An 18,458-nucleotide genomic window follows, 5' to 3' on the forward strand; every position below is an offset into this window, starting at 1 on the left:
CGCCGGACCAACATCTGGGAGAGAGACATGAGCTTGTTCGACATGAAGGGCAAAGTCGCCGTCATCACCGGCTCCACGCGCGGCATCGGCCTTGCCATCGCCGAACGCATGGCCGAGCACGGCGCCAAGGTCGTGATCTCCTCGCGCAAGCAGGACGTCTGCGATTCCGTCACCAAATCGATCAACGAAAAATTCGGCAAGGGTACGGCGGTCTCGATCGCGGCGAACATTTCCAGCAAGGAAAACCTGCAGAACCTCGTCGATGAATCCAACCGCGCCTTCGGCAAGATCGACGTGCTGGTCTGCAACGCCGCGTCCAATCCTTACTATGGTCCGCTCGGCGGCATCTCCGACGATCAGTTCCGCAAGATCCTGGACAACAACATCGTCGCCAACAACTGGCTGATCAACATGGTCGTGCCGCAGATGATCGAACGCAAGGACGGCTCGATCATCATCGTGTCTTCGATCGGCGGTCTGAAGGGATCGACCGTGCTCGGCGCCTATGCGATCTCGAAGGCCGCCGACATGCAGCTCGCGCGCAACCTCGCCTGCGAATACGGCAAGCACAACATCCGCGTGAACTGCATCGCCCCCGGCCTGATCAAGACCGATTTTGCCAAGGCGCTGTGGGACAATCCCGATACCCTGAAAGCCTCGACCGCGCGCTCGCCGCTGCTCCGCATCGGCACTCCCGACGAGATCGCGGGCGCCGCCGTGTTCATGGGATCGGCGGCCGGCGACTTCATGACCGGCCAGACCATCGTGATCGACGGTGGGGCGACGATTAGTTGACGCGATCCTGTCGTCCCGGCGAAGGCCGGGACCCATACGCCGTGTCGCCAATTGTTGCGGACGACACGGCGTTACGGATGGGCCGCGGAGTACGGGTCCCCCGATGCGCAATTGCGCATCTGACTTCGCCGGGACGACGCTATTGTTTGCGTGAAACAGTCACTCCACCGCCGCGTACACCAGGTTCCGCAACATCGTGCGGATGTACTCCCGCTGGCCCGGGCCCTGCATCATGAACACCGCGAACAGGTCCTCCTTCGGATCGATCCAGAAGAACGTCCCGGCCATCCCGCTCCAGAAGAAGTTGCCGCGCGAGCCCGGGAACGGCGCCATGCCGTCATGGGTGCGGACCGCAAAGCCGAGGCCAAAGCCGTGGCCGGCCGGCATCAAGGGCGAGTTGACCTTGACTGACGGGGCGAGGTGATCGGACGCCATCAGTTCCAGCGTCTTGCGGCCGACGATCCTGACGCCGTCAAGCGTGCCGCCGCTCAGCAGCATCTGGCTGAAGCGGGCATAGTCCATCGTGGTCGACACCAGCCCGCCGCCGCCGGATTCCATCACCGGCTTCTCGAGCATGTTGAAGAGCTGGACCTTGTCGCCGTTCCAGGGATCGGTCGGGAACGCCTCGGCCAGCCGGCCGGCATTTTCCTCTGCGGTGTGGAACGCGGTCTCGGCCATCTGCAGCGGCGCCAGGATGCGCTCGGTCAGGAAGGCGCCGAGCGATTTGCCGGAGATGACTTCGATGATGCGGCCGAGGATGTCGGTGGAGCGGCTGTAATTCCATTCGGCGCCGGGCTGGCAGATCAGCGGCATGCTCGCGACCATCACCGCATGTTCGGCATTGGTGATCTTGCGGCTGCGCAGCCGCGACTGCTGATAGAGCTGTTGCACCAGTCCGTTGCCGGTATGGTCGTAAGTGATACCCGAAGTGTGGCGCAGCAGATCCTGCACCGTCATCTGCCGCTTCAAGGGCACCAGATCGAGCTGGCCGTTGTGCTCGACGCCGACCTTCTGGCCGGCGAATTCGGGAATGAATTTCGCGACGGGGTCGCTGAGCAGGAAGTGGCCGTCCTCGATCAGCATCATGATGCCGACAGAGACGATCGGCTTGGTCATCGAGAAGATGCGGAAGATGCTGTCCTGCGCCATCGGCGCGGACAAGATGGGCGCCTGCCTGCCGATCGCGTCGAACCAGCCGATCTGGCCGCGGCGGGCCACCAGCACGGTCGCACCCGGCAGGGTTCCCTTGTCAACCTCGCGCTTGAAGGCGTCCGACATCCGCTGCAGGCGGGTGGCGGAGAGTCCGATCTGTTCGGGCTTGGCGTGGGGGAGGGACGGGGTCTGCGGGGAGGCGGCGTGTTTGGGGGCGGTCTGCGCGTTCATGGTCTCTCCCATTGCTCTTGTTGTTATGGCAGGAGGGAAGTTTGGCGCAGAACCCTTGACTTGAACAGGGCGGTCACCGATTTCCAGAGGGCCGCGCGCGGCTTCGCCCTTGCAATCGGGGCATCGCCTATGCTTGAAACGGGCCGAAACCGGCGGCGACGCATGGTTTGCGTAGGGGTGTAGCTCAGTTGGTAGAGTACCGGTCTCCAAAACCGGTTGTCGCAGGTTCGAGCCCTGCCGCCCCTGCCAGTTAAATCAAGGATTTGAAATCAAGGACTTGGTCGAGGTTCCTGCCGCCAGTCCGGAACTAGCCGAAGAAGGCGACGACCACTGCCATATCCGAAGTCGCAGGCTGGGCGCCGCGCAGATTCGCGTCAATCACCCGCCGGCAGGCATCGATGGTGACGGTATCGCCGAGGTCGTTGGCCGCGTCGAGAACGCTCCAGGCGATGTCACCTGCAGGTCCGTCCTGGCCGGTCTGGTGTTGGCTGAGCAGCGACATCGTCACCTCATGGTCCATCAAGGGGACGGTCAGGATGGCGGGGAGCCTTTAAGAACCCGATCACGCTCTGATTCGGATTTGAGGTGCGCCCGGCACCAGCGGTTAACCAAGGGCCTTCGGTCCGGCCCGGAGCGTTTCCGCCGGTCCCGCGGCCCGCTGGCCGGCGCATACCTTGACCTTTTGCCCGACTGGCAGTAGATACCCGCCACCTGCTGCCGGCCCGTTATGCGGATATCCGGCGCGGCTTTGAAATCCCCCGAACAATCGAGCCCGCTTGGCGGCTCATCCTTCGAGAGAGGGCTGGGCGCTAGAGGGCTGTTCGGATTCGCTTAAATTCAGAAATTCGTCTCAAAGGACGCGGTACCCAACGATGGCTATCAGCCCGTTCAAGTTCCTGCAGGAAGTGCGTTCGGAGACCGCCAAGGTCACTTGGCCGACCCGCCGCGAAGTGACCATCACCACCATCATGGTGTTCATCATGGTGGCGCTGTCTTCGATCTTCTTCTTCGCCGCGGATATGATCATCCGCTATCTCATTACCTTCCTGCTGGGCGTCCACTGATGAGCACCGGAACCCAAACGATGGACAAGCGCTGGTATATTGTTCACGCCTATTCGAACTTCGAGAAGAAGGTCGCGGAATCGATCCGCGAACAGTCCAAGCAGCGCGGGCTGGAGGAACTGTTCGAGCAGGTGCTGGTGCCGACCGAAAAGGTCACCGAAGTGCGCCGCGGCCGCAAAATCGACGCCGAGCGCAAGTTCTTCCCGGGCTACGTGCTGGTGAAGATGAAGCTGACCGACGAGGCGTTCCATCTCATCAAGAACACGCCCAAGGTAACCGGCTTCCTGGGCGCCGAAAACAAGCCGATGCCGATCTCGGAGTCCGAGGCGATGCGGATCCTGCACCAGGTGCAGGAAGGCGTCGAACGTCCGAAGGCGTCGGTGTCGTTCGAAATCGGCGAGAACGTCCGCGTGGCCGATGGGCCGTTCGCGTCGTTCTCCGGCGTGGTCGAGGAAATTGACGAGGCGCGCAGCCGCGTGAAGGTCGCAGTGTCGATCTTCGGCCGTGCCACGCCCGTCGAACTGGAATTCGGTCAGGTCGAGAAGGTCTGATCGTCTTGACCTCTTCCCGCATGCGGGGAGAGGGAGAAGTGCCGTGGGAGGAGATGGGTGATCGCCAGTCATCCGTTGAACCGCACCACGGTCCTGTGAAGCTTCCGGATGATCCGGAGCAACATGAGGAGTGACGTATGGCAAAGAAAGTGACCGGATACCTGAAATTGCAGGTGCCGGCGGGTGCTGCGAATCCTTCGCCCCCGATCGGTCCCGCGCTTGGTCAGCGCGGTCTCAACATCATGGAATTCTGCAAGGCGTTCAACGCCCAGACGCAGAAAGAAGAAAAGAACACCCCGATTCCGGTGGTGATCACGATCTACGCCGATCGTTCGTTCACCTTCGAGATGAAGACCCCGCCGATGTCCTTCTTCCTCAAGCAGGCCGCCAAGATCCAGTCCGGTTCGAAAGCCCCGGGCCGCGACAAGGCCGGCCAGGTGACCAAAGCGCAGGTGCGCGAGATCGCCGAGAAGAAGATGAAGGATCTCAATTGCGATTCCGTCGAGTCGGCCATGAAGATGGTCGAGGGCTCCGCCCGTTCGATGGGTCTGGAAGTTGCGGGGTAACGGACCATGGCAATCGGAAAACGTTTGAAGAAGGCCCGCGAGGGCGTCGATCGCGAGAAGCTCTATCCGCTCGCGGACGCCATCAAGATGGTCAAGGAACGCGCCAAGTCGAAGTTCGACGAGACGATCGAGATCGCGATCAATCTCGGCGTCGATCCGCGTCACGCCGACCAGATGGTTCGCGGCGTGGTGACCCTGCCGAACGGCACCGGCCGCACCCTGCGCGTCGGCGTGTTCGCGCGCGGCGCCAAGGCGGAAGAGGCCAAGGCTGCGGGTGCTGACGTCGTCGGCGCCGAAGACCTGGTCGAGAAGGTGCAGGGCGGTGCGATCGATTTCGATCGTTGTATCGCCACCCCCGACATGATGCCGCTGGTCGGCCGCCTCGGTAAGGTGCTCGGCCCGCGCGGCATGATGCCGAACCCGAAGATCGGCACCGTGACGATGGATGTCGCCACCGCCGTGAAGGGCGCCAAGGGCGGCTCGGTCGAGTTCCGCGTCGAGAAGGCCGGCATCGTGCAGGCCGGCATCGGCAAGGCCTCGTTCACCGAAGAAAAGCTGGTGCAGAACGTCAAGGCGCTCGCGGATGCGGTCTCCAAGGCGAAACCCGCCGGCTCGAAGGGCACCTACATCCAGCGCGTGGCGGTCTCCTCCACCATGGGCCCGGGCGTCAAGGTCGAGCCGGGCACGCTGCTCGGTTAAGGTCTTGCGGCACTGATGAGAAAACAGGGCGGAATCGGGTGACCGGTTCCGCCCTTTGCTTTGCGACAGGGAAAGAACAACATGCCCGAGAAGGTCCTGGTCTATTCGCGCTTCCCAAAAGCCCTGATGGTGCGGATCGGTGAGCGCTACGAACTGCTGGACGCTGCGGGCAAGCCACCGAACGAGACGTTCTCGGCCGAACAACTCTCCGGTATTCGCGCGATGATCACGGCAGGCGGCACACCGCTCAGCGCCAACACGATGGACCAGATGCCGAAACTGGCCGCCATTGTCTGTTACGGCACCGGATATGACGGCGTCGATCTGGCCGCCGTCGCCAAGCGCAACATTGTGCTTGGCCACAGCCCGGGCGCGAATGCCGCCTCCGTTGCCGACATCGCGGTGACGCTGATGCTGGCCGCGACCCGGCGCTTGCTGGTGGCCGATGATTACGTGCGCAGCGGTAGCTGGGCCGGCGCAAAGCCATCGCCGATGATGCGTCCGCAGGCCGGCATGCCCGGCCGAAAGATCGGCGTCTACGGCATGGGCGAGATCGGTCGCAAGATCGCCGCGCGTGTCGCAGCCTTTGAAACCGAGGTCGGCTATTTCAGCCGCAGCCAGCACGACGTGCCGTATCAATATTTTCCGACGCTCGAGGCGCTCGCGGAATGGTGCAGCGTGCTGATGATCGCGGTTCGCGCCGGCAGCGACACGCACCATGCCGTCGACGCCAATATCCTGAACAAGCTCGGCAAGGACGGCTACGTCATCAACATCGCGCGGGGTTCGGTGATCGACCAGCAGGCACTGGTCGCGGCGCTGACCGACCAGACCATCGCCGGCGCCGGCCTCGACGTCTACGCCAGGGAGCCGCATGCGCCCGACGCGCTGACGGCATTGCCGAACGTCGTGCTGTCTCCGCATATCGGCGGCCACACGCTGGAATCGCATGTGGCGATGCAGGACTGCGTGATGGCCAATCTCGAGGCGTACTTCGCCGGCCGGCCATTGCGATATGAGGTCCGGGCCGCCTAGACCATGATCCGCTAGCTGTCGCGATTGTGGTACCGTTCCTGCAGATTGCGCCGGAGCATCTCGTCCTTTACCGCCGCGATGCGGACTGCGCCGCGTTCGCGTAGCTGGCGGGTCGCCGCGGTGAGGGTGGCCTCCTCCGGAGCGTCGCGATTCCAACCGGCCGCAATCAGAAACTGTTCCAGCACTGCATCCGGGACACGATCGAGCTGTTGCGCGAAAAATTCGCGCTGCTCGTCATTGTTCAGAAGATAGACCCGCTTGAACGCGAGCGCGCGGCTGACGAAGGCGCCGCTGCTGTCGTCCTGGATCGAACGAAAACGCTGGCGCTGCTCGGCAAAATACTCCACGGATTTGTAGGGGATCCGCTCGTTCTGGGCGAGGCGCAACGCCAGCTCGTATTGCCAGGTCTTGAGATCGCGCCGGTCCTCGAAGATGCGCAGAGCCTGATCCGCGACGCCCGGGAACCTTCCGGCCCCCCAGCGAAATGCGGCGTGATTGTAGTCGAAGCCGATCGTGGGATCCTGCATGCGCGCCATGACCAGATCAATGAATTTGCGCTGCTGGTCGGGATTGAGCTTGAACCAGAATTCCTGAATCTTGTCATAGGCGGTGCCGCCGAAATATGCCGTTTCGATGAAGGAGGAGACCACGCCGAGAACGTCGTCATCGACAACGCCCTTGCCCTGAACCGTCAGGGCGATGTCGAGCGCGGCAGCGCGGGTCGATCCCCTGGAAATTTCGACCGCGCGCCGGATGAGTACCGCGGTGCTGACATCGGCGGTTTTCGGTGGCGCGTCCCAATCGATGCCGTAAGCGGCGGCCGCGAGGTCTTCACCGGCGAAGGTTGGGCCACCGATCCAGATCATCAGTAAAGGGCCGCCAGCAAACCCGTCCCACAGGGACAGCGTCGGATCGGGCGCATTCGGCATCCCAAAGAGCGGGACATAGCTGAGCACGATTTGCCGGCCTGAGTGCCAGGTCGCCGCGGCGCGCTCTTCACCATTCTGCCTGATGTTGATCGTGCCAACCGTGCAGCAGCCGACCATGGGGTAGTATGGTCTCTCCTGCATGCGGATCACGAGCCCGTCGGGAATCGCATCGATTGTGGTCGTTTTCAGACATTCGTCGATGCGGCCGGCGCGCTGCAACAGCTCGGATTGGCGCAGCTCGTCGCTCGTACAGTCCTTTGCCGCGGCCAGCTGCGTGAGGCGGATCGGTCCGATATGACCGTTCTCACCGTCATAGGCGTGGACGTAGCCGTCGACCAGGCCGTTGGCGAGGAGCGAGGCATGTCCGCAGCAGCCTCGCGTTGCCCGGGTCACGAGGGTGACTGTTCGGATGTTACGCAATTCCGCCGGCACCGCGCGGACGGCCAGTGCGGGATCGGTTTCGTCAGCTACCTTGTACCGCTCCGCCAGCGCGGCGCCGAACCAGATCGCGAAAAACAATGGCGGCGCGACGACCAGGCCCGGATGTTTCCGGATCGCACCGAAGGTCATCATTCCGATGACGATCGCGACCCAGACGAAATTGAGGCCGCCGGTAATGACCAGAAGGAGATAGACAAGGGCGATCGCCCTGAACGGAAAGTTCGCCAGCACCCAATAGACCCCGGCGAGGATCGCGAGGCCGAGCAGGAGGGTAAGGATATGCCGGATCATTCGCGGAGCTCTGACTTAAACTGGCCGGAGGCCGGTTAGCGGCTACCGGTACCAAGAATAAATTGCCTGATCCGTAAGGCGTTTGGGACGATGTCTTGCCACGGCGCAGGCATTCGCTAACCTTCATCGGGACGTCGTCGCTCCGGGTTCCATCAGGCTCATCCGCCGCGGCCCGAAATTTGCTCTTGGCAAGACGGGCGAGACTCGGTAAAGAACGGCTTCCGGGCGTGCTGGCCGTTGCTGGCACGTCTGTGCTCGCATTCCGAAAACCCGATACGGTAGGAGATCATTCCTTTCAGGACATCCGCTATGGATTGCTCGAAAGGGAGGAAACCCATCGTCAGGCTGGAATGCGGCAGGGGGCGTCCGGCTTGCCGGATAACCTCGATCCTGTCCAAGACTGCAGGCGCCCGCGACGAGATGCAAGTCTCTTCAACGGCTTAATCGCATAGCCTGCACAGACGGGTGAAGACCGGATTTTGCTTGGCGTCGCGTTATGCGGCGTGTGAGCCGATTTGGTTCGAACCTCGACACCCCGCGCCATCTGGTTCGGGAGGGCAGGCTTTTCAATGTCGTCTTGCCCGACGTGTCCGAAGGACTGGTGTCTTGAGGTCAGGTTTTGGGTGAGACGGTGGGTGCAACCCGGCGGTCTCGCCTCACGCGAAGGCCGCCAACCGGAGAGAGCTTGCTGTGGAAAGAGCGGCAAAAAAGGACGCGGTTGAGGCGCTGAACGGGGTCTTCAAGACCACCAGCGTTGCAGTCGTCGCCCACTATTCCGGCCTCACCGTGGCCCAGATGCAGAAACTGCGCATGCAGATGAAGCAGGCGGGTGCGTCGGTGAAGGTCTCGAAGAACCGTCTCGCCAAAATTGCTCTTGAAGGCACGGATGTCGTTGCCATCGGTTCCCTGCTGAAGGGACCGACCGTGATCGCCACTTCAGACGATCCGGTAGCGGCGCCGAAGGTTGCCATCGAATTCGCCAAGACGAACGAGCAGTTCGTCATTCTCGGCGGCTCGATGGGTAAAACCGTCCTGGATGTTAACGGCGTGAAGGCTCTTGCCTCGCTGCCGTCACTCGATGAACTGCGCGGAAAGCTTGTCGGCCTCCTGGTGGCGCCGGCGACCAAGATCGCTCAGCTCTCGACTGCGCCCGCGGCCAAGCTCGCGCGCGTCGTCCAGGCCTATGCCTCAAAGAGCGAAGCGGCCTGACCCTTCGCAAATCAAACCTGGTTCGAACCAATACGTTTAAGGAAACAGATCAATGGCTGACTTACAGAAAATCGTCGACGACCTCTCGAGCCTGACCGTGCTCGAAGCTGCCGAGCTCGCAAAGCTCCTCGAAGAAAAGTGGGGCGTGTCCGCCGCTGCCGCCGTTGCGGTTGCCGGTCCGGCCGGTGGTGGCGCTGCCGCCGCTCCCGCTGAAGAAAAGACCGAATTCACGGTCGTTCTCGCCGCCGCCGGCGAGAAGAAGATCGAAGTCATCAAGGAAGTCCGCGCCATCACCGGCCTGGGCCTCAAGGAAGCCAAGGACCTCGTCGAAGGCGCGCCGAAGCCGGTCAAGGAAGGCGTCAACAAGGACGAAGCCGAGAAGATCAAGGCCCAGCTCGAAAAGGCCGGCGCCAAGGTTGAACTCAAGTAACGCAAGTTACTTGAGACAAGGTCCCGGGCGGGGCGCAGCTGCACCCGGGATCGATGCAAAAGTCGTGCTATGGGACAACCGGACGCACGGCGTACACAAAAACGTGTGGGGATTCGCGGGGTTAACCCTCGAATCTCCACTATTGTCATCCCATATCGGGCTGGCAGCAGGAAAATACGGTAGGCGGCGGGAACGGCAGGGTTCTCGGCGTAAGCCGTTGGGAGACAGTCAAATTTCGGGCTTTTTCAGTCCGTGAAGCGATGGTTGGACGGGCGAGGTGCAGTCATGCGCCTCGCGCGTCGTTTTGCGTTTTGAAGGTCTGGAGAACGGATTTGGGACTTAATTCCTGAATTTGGGCTTGGTTCCGGCGAAGCGATTCGAAAATTCAACCCGGGGGCGATGGCAGTCGCGCTTCGGAAGGTTCGTCCATCAAGGGCGACGAAAATGAGAGGCCACGATGGCGCAGCAGACATTCACCGGTCGCAAACGCATCCGCAAGTTTTTTGGACACATCAAGGAAGTCGCAGAGATGCCGAACCTCATCGAGGTTCAGAAGGCGTCCTATGACCAGTTCCTGATGGTCGACGAGCCGGTCGGCGGCCGTCTGGACGAGGGCCTGCAGGCGGTCTTCCGTTCGGTGTTCCCGATCTCGGATTTCTCCGGCACCTCGATGCTGGAGTTCGTCCGCTATGAATTCGAACCGCCGAAATACGACGTCGACGAGTGCCGCCAGCGCGGCATGACCTATGCGGCGCCGCTGAAGGTGACGCTGCGCCTGATCGTGTTCGATATCGACGAGGAAACCGGCGCCAAGTCGGTCAAGGACATCAAGGAGCAGGACGTCTACATGGGCGATATCCCGCTCATGACCATGAACGGCACCTTCGTCGTCAACGGCACCGAGCGCGTCATCGTTTCCCAGATGCACCGTTCGCCCGGCGTGTTCTTCGACCACGACAAGGGCAAGACCCATTCGTCCGGCAAGCTGCTGTTCGCCGCCCGCGTGATCCCGTACCGCGGTTCCTGGCTCGACATCGAGTTCGACGCCAAGGACATCGTGTTCGCGCGCATCGACCGCCGCCGCAAGATCCCCGTGACCTCGCTGATGTATGCGCTTGGTCTCGACGGCGAGACGATCCTGTCCACCTTCTACAAGAAGATCAATTACAAGCGCGGCAAGGAAGGCTGGCGCGTGCCGTTCGACGCCACCCGTTTCCGTGGCTACTCGACCATCAACGACCTGATCGACGCCGACACCGGCAAGGTCGTGCTCGAGGCCGGCAAGAAGCTGACCGTGCGCAGCGCGCGCCAGATGCAGGAAAAGGGCCTCAAGGCGCTGCGTCTGTCGGACGAAGAGCTGATCGGCAACTATCTGGCCGAGGACCTCGTCAACCCGAAGACCGGTGAAATCTACGCCGAAGCCGGCGAGGAACTGACCGAGAAGTCGCTGAAGGCCCTCAACGAGCAGGGCTACAAGGAACTGCCGCTGCTCGACATCGACCACGTCAATGTCGGCGCCTACATCCGCAACACGCTGCATGCCGACAAGAACATGACGCGTGAAGACGCGCTGTTCGACATCTACCGCGTGATGCGTCCCGGCGAGCCGCCGACCATCGACTCGGCGCAGACCATGTTCCAGTCGCTGTTCTTCGACAGTGAGCGCTACGACCTGTCCGCGGTCGGCCGCGTCAAGATGAACATGCGCCTCGAACTCGACGCGCCCGACACCCACCGCACGCTGCGCAAGGAAGACATCCTGGCCGTCATCAAGACGCTGGTCGACCTGCGCGACGGCAAGGGCGAGATCGACGACATCGACCATCTCGGCAACCGCCGGGTGCGTTCGGTCGGCGAATTGATGGAAAACCAGTACCGCATCGGCCTGCTGCGCATGGAGCGTGCGATCAAGGAGCGCATGTCCAGTGTCGATATCGACACCGTGATGCCGCAGGACCTGATCAACGCCAAGCCGGCGGCTGCCGCGGTGCGCGAGTTCTTCGGCTCCTCGCAGCTGTCGCAGTTCATGGACCAGACCAACCCGCTGTCGGAGATCACCCACAAGCGCCGTCTTTCGGCGCTTGGACCGGGCGGTCTGACCCGCGAGCGCGCCGGCTTCGAAGTGCGCGACGTGCATCCGACGCATTACGGCCGTATCTGCCCGATCGAAACGCCGGAAGGCCCGAACATCGGTCTGATCAACTCGCTCGCGACGTTTGCGCGCGTCAACAAGTATGGCTTCGTCGAAACGCCCTACCGCAAGGTCAAGGACGGCCGCGTCACCGAGGAGGTCGTGTACCTCTCGGCGATGGAAGAGGGCCGGTATCGCGTGGCGCAAGCCAACGTGCCGCTCGACGCCAAGGGCCGCTTCACCGAGGACCTGATCATCTGCCGTCACGCCGGCGAAGTGTTGCCGATCACGCCTGACAAGGTCGACTACATGGACGTGTCGCCGAAACAGCTGGTTTCGGTTGCCGCGGCCCTGATCCCGTTCCTCGAGAACGACGACGCCAACCGCGCGCTGATGGGCTCGAACATGCAGCGCCAGGCGGTGCCGCTGGTTCGCGCCGAGGCTCCGTTCGTCGGCACCGGCATGGAAGGCGTGGTTGCGCGTGACTCCGGTGCTGCGATCGCGGCCCGCCGTTCCGGCGTGATCGACCAGATCGACGCTACCCGCGTCGTGATCCGCGCCACCGAGGATCTCGATCCCACCAAGTCGGGCGTCGATATCTACCGGCTGATGAAGTACCAGCGCTCCAACCAGTCGACCTGCATCAACCAGCGTCCGCTGGTGAAGGTCGGCGACATCGTCAAGAAGGGCGACATCATCGCCGACGGTCCCTCGACCGATCTCGGCGAACTCGCGCTCGGCCGCAACGTGCTGGTCGCGTTCATGCCGTGGAATGGCTACAACTTCGAAGACTCGATCCTGCTCTCCGAAAGAATCGTGAAGGACGACGTCTTCACCTCGATCCACATCGAGGAATTCGAGGTGATGGCCCGCGACACCAAGCTTGGTCCGGAGGAAATCACCCGCGACATTCCGAACGTTTCGGAAGAAGCGCTGAAGAACCTCGACGAAGCCGGTATCGTTTACATCGGCGCCGAAGTTCGCGCCGGCGACATCCTGGTCGGCAAGATCACGCCGAAGGGCGAAAGCCCGATGACGCCGGAAGAAAAGCTGCTGCGCGCCATCTTCGGCGAAAAGGCGTCCGACGTTCGCGACACCTCGCTCCGCGTGCCCCCGGGCGTGCAGGGCACGATCGTCGAAGTGCGCGTGTTCAACCGTCACGGCGTCGACAAGGACGAGCGTGCGCTGGCGATCGAGCGGGAAGAGATCGAGCGTCTGGCCAAGGACCGCGACGACGAGCAGGCGATTCTCGACCGTAACGTCTACGGCCGTCTGGCGGAGCTTCTGGAAAACCGCCAGGGCATCGCCGGTCCGAAGGGCTTCAAGAAGGACACCAAGATCACCCGTGCGGTGCTCGACGAGCATCCGCGTTCGCAGTGGTGGCTGTTCGCTTCGCCCAACGACAAGCTGATGGCTGAAATCGAGGCGATGCGGAAGCAGTACGACGAATCGAAGAAGGGCCTTGAACAGCGCTTCCTCGACAAGGTCGAGAAGCTGCAGCGTGGCGACGAATTGCCGCCCGGCGTGATGAAGATGGTCAAGGTCTTCGTCGCGGTGAAGCGCAAGATCCAGCCCGGCGACAAGATGGCCGGCCGTCACGGCAACAAGGGCGTGGTGTCCAAGATCGTTCCGATCGAGGACATGCCGTTCCTCGAGGACGGCACCCATGCCGACATCGTGCTCAATCCGCTCGGCGTGCCGAGCCGGATGAACGTCGGTCAGATTCTGGAGACGCATCTCGGCTGGGCCTGCGCGGGCCTCGGCAAGCGCATCGGCCAGACCATCGACAGCTATTATCAGAAGCAGGATCTCAAGCCGCTGCGCGAGACCCTGAAGAAGATCTACGGCGACGATGAAACCATCAAGACGATGAACGATGGCGAGTTGATGGAGCTTGGCAAGAACCTGAGCCACGGCGTGCCGATCGCAACGCCGGTGTTCGACGGCGCCAAGGAAGCCGACATCGAGGAGATGCTGAAGCTCGCGGGCTTCGACGCCTCGGGCCAGTCGACCGTCTATGACGGCCGGACCGGCGACGCCTTCGACCGCAAGGTGACGGTGGGCTACATCTACATGCTCAAGCTGCACCATCTCGTCGACGACAAGATCCATGCGCGTTCGATCGGACCGTACTCGCTCGTCACCCAGCAGCCGTTGGGCGGCAAGGCGCAGTTCGGCGGCCAGCGCTTCGGCGAAATGGAGGTCTGGGCGCTCGAAGCGTACGGCGCCGCCTACACGCTGCAGGAAATGCTGACCGTGAAGTCGGACGACGTCGCCGGCCGTACCAAGGTGTACGAGGCGATCGTTCGCGGCGACGACACGTTCGAGGCGGGTATCCCGGAATCGTTCAACGTGCTGGTCAAGGAAATGCGCTCGCTCGGCCTCAACGTCGACCTGCACAATTCCAAGATCGGCCCGGCCACGACGTCCGAGGCGGCAGAGTAACGCTTACGATTTCATGTCCGGCGCATGCGGGCGAAGCAAGTCTTCGCTCAGATGTGCCGGGCATTCGCACTCCGCTCGGACGTTGAGCAGGGCGCGCGCTGACAAAGAATTTCGAATTTGCTGCCGGTGACGATCGGCACGCGAGGAGAAGACGATGAACCAAGAAATTATGAATCTCTTCAATCCGACGACGCCGGCTCAGGTCTTCGACCAGATCCGGATTTCGATTGCGTCTCCGGAGAAGATTCTGTCGTGGTCGTATGGCGAAATCAAGAAGCCGGAGACCATCAACTACCGTACCTTCAAGCCCGAGCGCGACGGCCTGTTCTGCGCCCGCATCTTCGGGCCGATCAAGGACTACGAGTGCCTGTGCGGCAAGTACAAGCGGATGAAGTACAAGGGCATCATCTGCGAAAAGTGCTCGGTCGAAGTGACGCTCTCCCGCGTCCGTCGCGAGCGCATGGGCCATATCGAGCTGGCGGCGCCGGTTGCGCACATCTGGTTCCTGAAGTCGCTGCCGTCCCGCATCGGCCTTCTGCTCGACATGACGCTGAAGGATCTCGAGCGGATCCTGTACTTCGAATATTACGTCGTGCTGGAGCCGGGCCTGACCGCGCTCAAGGACCGTCAGCTGCTGTCGGAAGACGAGTATCTGAAGGCGCAGGACGAATACGGCCAGGACAGCTTCACCGCCATGATCGGCGCCGAAGCGATCCGCGAGCTGCTCAAGGGTCTCGAGCTCGAAAAGCTCGAGGCGTCGCTGCGCGCCGAGATGCAGGAAACTGAATCCGACATCAAGCACAAGAAGCTCGCCAAGCGCCTGAAGATCGTCGAAGCGTTCCGCTATTCCGGCAACAAGCCGGAGTGGATGATCCTGACCGTGGTGCCGGTGATTCCGCCGGACCTGCGTCCGCTGGTGCCGCTCGACGGTGGCCGCTTTGCGACCTCGGACCTCAACGATCTCTACCGCCGCGTCATCAACCGCAACAACCGCCTGAAGCGGCTGATGGAGCTGCGTGCGCCCGACATCATCATCCGCAACGAAAAGCGCATGCTGCAGGAGGCCGTCGACGCCTTGTTCGACAACGGCCGCCGCGGCCGCGTCATCACCGGCGCCAACAAGCGTCCGCTGAAGTCGCTGGCCGACATGCTCAAGGGCAAGCAGGGCCGCTTCCGGCAGAACCTGCTCGGCAAGCGCGTCGACTACTCCGGCCGTTCGGTGATCGTGGTCGGTCCCGAACTGCGGCTGCATCAGTGCGGCCTGCCGAAGAAGATGGCGCTCGAACTGTTCAAGCCGTTCATCTATTCGCGGCTCGACGCCAAGGGTCTGTCCACCACGGTGAAGCAGGCCAAGAAGCTGGTCGAAAAAGAGCGTCCCGAGGTCTGGGACATCCTCGACGAGGTCATCCGCGAGCATCCGGTGCTGCTGAACCGCGCGCCGACGCTGCATCGCCTCGGCATTCAGGCGTTCGAGCCTGTCCTGATCGAGGGCAAGGCGATCCAGCTGCATCCGCTGGTCTGCGCCGCGTTCAACGCCGACTTCGACGGCGACCAGATGGCCGTGCACGTTCCGCTGTCGCTCGAAGCGCAGCTGGAAGCGCGCGTCCTGATGATGTCGACCAACAACATCCTGCATCCGGCGAACGGCCAGCCGATCATCGTGCCGTCGCAGGACATCGTGCTCGGCCTCTATTACGTGTCGATCATGCGCGAAGGCCTGCCCGGCGAGGGCAAGATCTTCGGCGAGATGGCCGAACTCGAGCACGCCCTGCATTCAAAGGTCATCCACCTCCACACCAAGATCAAGTATCGGTGGGAAGGCATCGACGAGACCGGCAAGGTGTCCAAGCGCTGGATCGAAACCACCGCGGGCCGCGTCATGCTCGGCAATCTGTTGCCGAGCTCGGCGAAGATTTCGTACGACATCATCAACAAGCTGATGACCAAGCGCGAAATCTCCGGCGTCATCGACCAGGTCTACCGTCACTGCGGTCAGAAGGAGACGGTGATCTTCTGCGACCGCATCATGGCGCTCGGCTTCTACAACGCGTTCAAGGCCGGCATTTCGTTCGGCAAGGACGACATGGTCGTGCCGCACTCCAAGTGGAAGATCGTCGACACCACCCGTACGCTGGCGAAGGATTTCGAGCAGCAGTACAATGACGGCCTGATCACCCATGGCGAGAAGTACAACAAGGTGGTCGACGCCTGGTCGAAGGCGACCGAAGAAATCGCCAAGGAGATGATGAAGGAAATCTCCTCGACCAAGAAGAACGCCAAGGGCGCCGACGCCGACATCAACTCGATCTACATGATGGCGCATTCGGGCGCGCGCGGTTCGCCGGCCCAGATGCGTCAGCTCGCTGGTATGCGCGGCCTGATGGCCAAGCCGTCGGGTGAGATCATCGAGACGCCGATCATTTCCAACTTCAAGGAAGGTCTGTCGGTGCTCGAATACTTCAACTCGACCCACGGTGCCCGCAAGGGCCTCGCGGACACCGCGTTGAAGACCGCGAACTCGGGCTACCTGACGCGCCGTCTGGTCGACGTGGCGCAGGACTGCATCATCACGCAGGACGATTGCGGCACCAAGCTCGGCATCAAGATGCGCGCCATCGTCGATGCCGGCACGGTCGTGGCCTCGCTGGCGTCCCGCATTCTCGGCCGCACCGCGGGCGAGGATCTGCGCGATGCCGCGACCAACAAGGTCGTGGTCAAGCGCGGCACGCTGATGGAGGAGACTCACGTCGACGCCATCCAGCAGGCCGGCATCCAGGAAGTGAAGATCCGTTCGGCCCTGACCTGCGAACTCGTCAACGGCATCTGCGGCAAGTGCTACGGCCGCGATCTGGCCCGCGGAACGCCGGTCAACCATGGTGAAGCGGTCGGCGTCATCGCGGCGCAGTCGATCGGTGAACCCGGCACCCAGCTGACGATGCGTACGTTCCACATCGGCGGCGCGGCGCAGATCAACGAGCAGTCGTTCATCGAGTCGAACTTCGACGGCAAGGTGACCATCAAGAACAAGGCCATCGCCAAGAACAGCGAAGGCCATCTGGTCGCGATGGTCCGCAACATGGTGGTTGCGATCACCGACGCCGACGGCACCGAGCGTGCGACCCACCGCATTCAGTACGGCGCGCGCATGCACGTCGATGAAGGCGATATGGTCAAGCGCGGCCAGCGGATCGCCGAATGGGATCCGTACAGCCGTCCGGTTCTGACCGAAGTCGAGGGCACGATCGGGTTCGAGGACCTGGTCGAAGGCCAGTCGATCTCGGAAACGCTCGACGAATCCACCGGTATCGCCAAGCGCGTCGTCATCGACTGGCGCGCCTCGCGTGGTGGCGCGGATCTGCGCCCGGCTATCGTGGTCAAGGGCAAGGACGGCAAGGTCCTGAAGCTCGCACGTGGCGGCGATGCCCGCTACATGCTGTCGGTCGACGGCATTCTGTCGGTCGACACCGGCGCGAAGGTCAAGGCCGGCGACATCCTGGCGCGTATCTCCACCGAGAGCGCCAAGACCCGCGACATCACGGGCGGTCTGCCGCGCGTGGCCGAACTGTTCGAGGCTCGCAAGCCAAAGGATGCGGCGATCATCGCGGAAATCGCGGGCACGATCCGCTTCGGCCGCGACTACAAGAACAAGCGCCGCATCTCGATCGAGCCGATGGACAAGACCGAGGAGACCAGGGAGTACCTGATCCCGAAGGGCAAGCACATCCATCTGCAGGACGGCGATATCGTCGAAAAGGGCGATTTCATCGTCGAAGGCAATCCGGCACCGCACGACATCCTGGCGATCAAGGGCATCGAGGAACTCGCAGCCTATCTGGTCAACGAAATCCAGGAAGTCTACCGGCTGCAGGGCGTGCTCATCAACGACAAGCACATCGAGGTGATTGTCCGTCAGATGCTGCAGAAGGTCGAGATCACCGACCAGGGCGAGACCGACATGATCTCGGGCGAACAGGTCGACAAGATCGAGTTCGACGTGATCAACGCCAAGGCCAAGGAAGAGGGCAAGAAGATCGCCACGGGAACGCCGGTACTGCTCGGCATCACCAAGGCGAGCCTGCAGACCCGCTCGTTCTTCTCGGCGGCCTCGTTCCAGGAGACCACCCGCGTGCTCACCGAAGCCGCCGTCAACGGCAAGGTGGATCCGCTGGAAGGCCTCAAGGAGAACGTCATTGTCGGCCGGCTGATCCCGGCGGGCACCGGCGCCTCGATGGCCAAGATCCGCGAAGTCGCGGTCAAGCGCGACAAGCTGATCCTCGACGAGCGCGAGAAGCAGGCCGCGATCGTGCCGACCGCTCCGGAAGCGGAACCGCTGGCGCTGCCGCCCGCGGAATAGGGACCTGTCCAGTTCCGCCCAACAAGAAAGCCGGCTGCGAAGCCGGCTTTTGCTTTTTACAACGCGGGGTCCCGACGCTTCACGCCCAACAACGGTGTGTGCTATCAGTATGGAATTTGGTGAACAACACGCTCC

General features: G+C 62.4%; 13 protein-coding genes and 1 tRNA gene. 11 read left to right on the plus strand and 3 right to left on the minus strand.

Annotated elements, in window-relative coordinates; genetic code table 11:
* Positions 1–27: 27 nt before the first annotated feature.
* A complete protein-coding gene (locus JQ600_RS15830) occupies positions 28–795 on the plus strand; it encodes an SDR family NAD(P)-dependent oxidoreductase (protein WP_192733886.1) in 768 nt (255 codons plus the stop codon).
* 159 nt (positions 796–954) lie between these two features.
* Here the strand turns inward: JQ600_RS15830 and JQ600_RS15835 are convergent, their stop codons facing one another.
* Positions 955–2,178, minus strand: a complete 1,224-nt coding sequence (locus JQ600_RS15835) for a serine hydrolase (RefSeq protein WP_212391692.1) — start codon at positions 2,176–2,178, stop codon at positions 955–957.
* A 173-nt stretch (positions 2,179–2,351) separates the two neighbouring features.
* Between JQ600_RS15835 and JQ600_RS15840 the strand changes: the two genes are divergently transcribed.
* Positions 2,352–2,427, plus strand: a tRNA-Trp gene (locus JQ600_RS15840).
* A 58-nt stretch (positions 2,428–2,485) separates the two neighbouring features.
* Here the strand turns inward: JQ600_RS15840 and JQ600_RS15845 are convergent.
* Positions 2,486–2,680 carry a hypothetical protein gene (locus JQ600_RS15845; RefSeq protein WP_212269299.1) on the minus strand — a complete coding sequence of 65 codons (195 nt, stop codon included), beginning with the start codon at positions 2,678–2,680 and terminating at the stop codon, positions 2,486–2,488.
* Between the two features lie 370 nt (positions 2,681–3,050).
* Here JQ600_RS15845 and secE point away from each other — a divergent pair, with 370 nt between their 5' ends.
* The 5 genes from secE to JQ600_RS15870 all read left to right on the plus strand — a co-directional run bounded on the left by secE (position 3,051) and on the right by JQ600_RS15870 (position 6,093).
* A complete protein-coding gene (secE, locus tag JQ600_RS15850; protein ID WP_211998077.1) occupies positions 3,051–3,242 on the plus strand; it encodes a preprotein translocase subunit SecE in 192 nt (63 codons plus the stop codon).
* Between the two features lie 20 nt (positions 3,243–3,262).
* A complete protein-coding gene (nusG, locus tag JQ600_RS15855; RefSeq protein WP_192734252.1) occupies positions 3,263–3,793 on the plus strand; it encodes a transcription termination/antitermination protein NusG in 531 nt (176 codons plus the stop codon).
* A gap of 137 nt (positions 3,794–3,930) precedes the next feature.
* The gene (rplK, locus tag JQ600_RS15860; protein WP_065728804.1) at positions 3,931–4,359 is read left to right on the plus strand and encodes a 50S ribosomal protein L11; all 429 of its coding nucleotides are present in this window, start codon (positions 3,931–3,933) and stop codon (positions 4,357–4,359) included.
* Positions 4,360–4,365: 6 nt separating this feature from the next.
* Positions 4,366–5,058, plus strand: coding sequence for a 50S ribosomal protein L1 (rplA, locus tag JQ600_RS15865; protein ID WP_192733881.1), 693 nt, complete (start codon positions 4,366–4,368; stop codon positions 5,056–5,058).
* A gap of 81 nt (positions 5,059–5,139) precedes the next feature.
* On the plus strand, positions 5,140–6,093 hold the full coding sequence (locus JQ600_RS15870; RefSeq protein WP_212391693.1) for a 2-hydroxyacid dehydrogenase: 954 nt from the start codon (positions 5,140–5,142) through the stop codon (positions 6,091–6,093).
* A gap of 11 nt (positions 6,094–6,104) precedes the next feature.
* On the opposite strand, the gene JQ600_RS15875 is transcribed toward JQ600_RS15870, so the two are convergent.
* Positions 6,105–7,754 carry a hypothetical protein gene (locus JQ600_RS15875; protein ID WP_212489977.1) on the minus strand — a complete coding sequence of 550 codons (1,650 nt, stop codon included), beginning with the start codon at positions 7,752–7,754 and terminating at the stop codon, positions 6,105–6,107.
* Between the two features lie 690 nt (positions 7,755–8,444).
* Between JQ600_RS15875 and rplJ the strand changes: the two genes are divergently transcribed.
* The 4 genes from rplJ (at position 8,445) to rpoC (ending at position 18,323) form a co-directional block, all read left to right on the plus strand.
* Positions 8,445–8,963: a 50S ribosomal protein L10 gene (rplJ, locus tag JQ600_RS15880; RefSeq protein ID WP_192733879.1), complete on the plus strand. Its 519-nt coding sequence runs from the start codon at positions 8,445–8,447 to the stop codon at positions 8,961–8,963.
* A gap of 52 nt (positions 8,964–9,015) precedes the next feature.
* Positions 9,016–9,393: a 50S ribosomal protein L7/L12 gene (rplL, locus tag JQ600_RS15885; RefSeq protein ID WP_212269295.1), complete on the plus strand. Its 378-nt coding sequence runs from the start codon at positions 9,016–9,018 to the stop codon at positions 9,391–9,393.
* A 457-nt stretch (positions 9,394–9,850) separates the two neighbouring features.
* Complete coding sequence (gene rpoB, locus JQ600_RS15890) at positions 9,851–13,969, plus strand: DNA-directed RNA polymerase subunit beta (protein ID WP_212391695.1); 4,119 nt, start codon at positions 9,851–9,853, stop codon at positions 13,967–13,969.
* A gap of 154 nt (positions 13,970–14,123) precedes the next feature.
* Positions 14,124–18,323, plus strand: a complete 4,200-nt coding sequence (gene rpoC, locus JQ600_RS15895; RefSeq protein ID WP_212269293.1) for a DNA-directed RNA polymerase subunit beta' — start codon at positions 14,124–14,126, stop codon at positions 18,321–18,323.
* The last annotated feature ends 135 nt before the right edge of the window (positions 18,324–18,458 follow it).

It is taken from the genome of Bradyrhizobium sp. AUGA SZCCT0176, from assembly GCF_018130145.1.
GTDB lineage: Bacteria > Pseudomonadota > Alphaproteobacteria > Rhizobiales > Xanthobacteraceae > Bradyrhizobium.

What these genes read in the sequence shown, in the direction of transcription:
- JQ600_RS15835 (WP_212391692.1), bottom strand. Translation starts at nt 2,178, where the DNA reads ATGAACGCGCAGACCGCCCCCAAACACGCCGCCTCCCCGCAGACCCCG.
- rpoC (WP_212269293.1), top strand. Translation starts at nt 14,124, where the DNA reads ATGAACCAAGAAATTATGAATCTCTTCAATCCGACGACGCCGGCTCAG.
- JQ600_RS15830 (WP_192733886.1), top strand. Translation starts at nt 28, where the DNA reads ATGAGCTTGTTCGACATGAAGGGCAAAGTCGCCGTCATCACCGGCTCC.
- JQ600_RS15875 (WP_212489977.1), bottom strand. Translation starts at nt 7,754, where the DNA reads ATGATCCGGCATATCCTTACCCTCCTGCTCGGCCTCGCGATCCTCGCC.
- rplL (WP_212269295.1), top strand. Translation starts at nt 9,016, where the DNA reads ATGGCTGACTTACAGAAAATCGTCGACGACCTCTCGAGCCTGACCGTG.
- JQ600_RS15845 (WP_212269299.1), bottom strand. Translation starts at nt 2,680, where the DNA reads ATGTCGCTGCTCAGCCAACACCAGACCGGCCAGGACGGACCTGCAGGT.
- rplK (WP_065728804.1), top strand. Translation starts at nt 3,931, where the DNA reads ATGGCAAAGAAAGTGACCGGATACCTGAAATTGCAGGTGCCGGCGGGT.
- JQ600_RS15870 (WP_212391693.1), top strand. Translation starts at nt 5,140, where the DNA reads ATGCCCGAGAAGGTCCTGGTCTATTCGCGCTTCCCAAAAGCCCTGATG.
- nusG (WP_192734252.1), top strand. Translation starts at nt 3,263, where the DNA reads ATGGACAAGCGCTGGTATATTGTTCACGCCTATTCGAACTTCGAGAAG.
- rpoB (WP_212391695.1), top strand. Translation starts at nt 9,851, where the DNA reads ATGGCGCAGCAGACATTCACCGGTCGCAAACGCATCCGCAAGTTTTTT.
- secE (WP_211998077.1), top strand. Translation starts at nt 3,051, where the DNA reads ATGGCTATCAGCCCGTTCAAGTTCCTGCAGGAAGTGCGTTCGGAGACC.
- rplA (WP_192733881.1), top strand. Translation starts at nt 4,366, where the DNA reads ATGGCAATCGGAAAACGTTTGAAGAAGGCCCGCGAGGGCGTCGATCGC.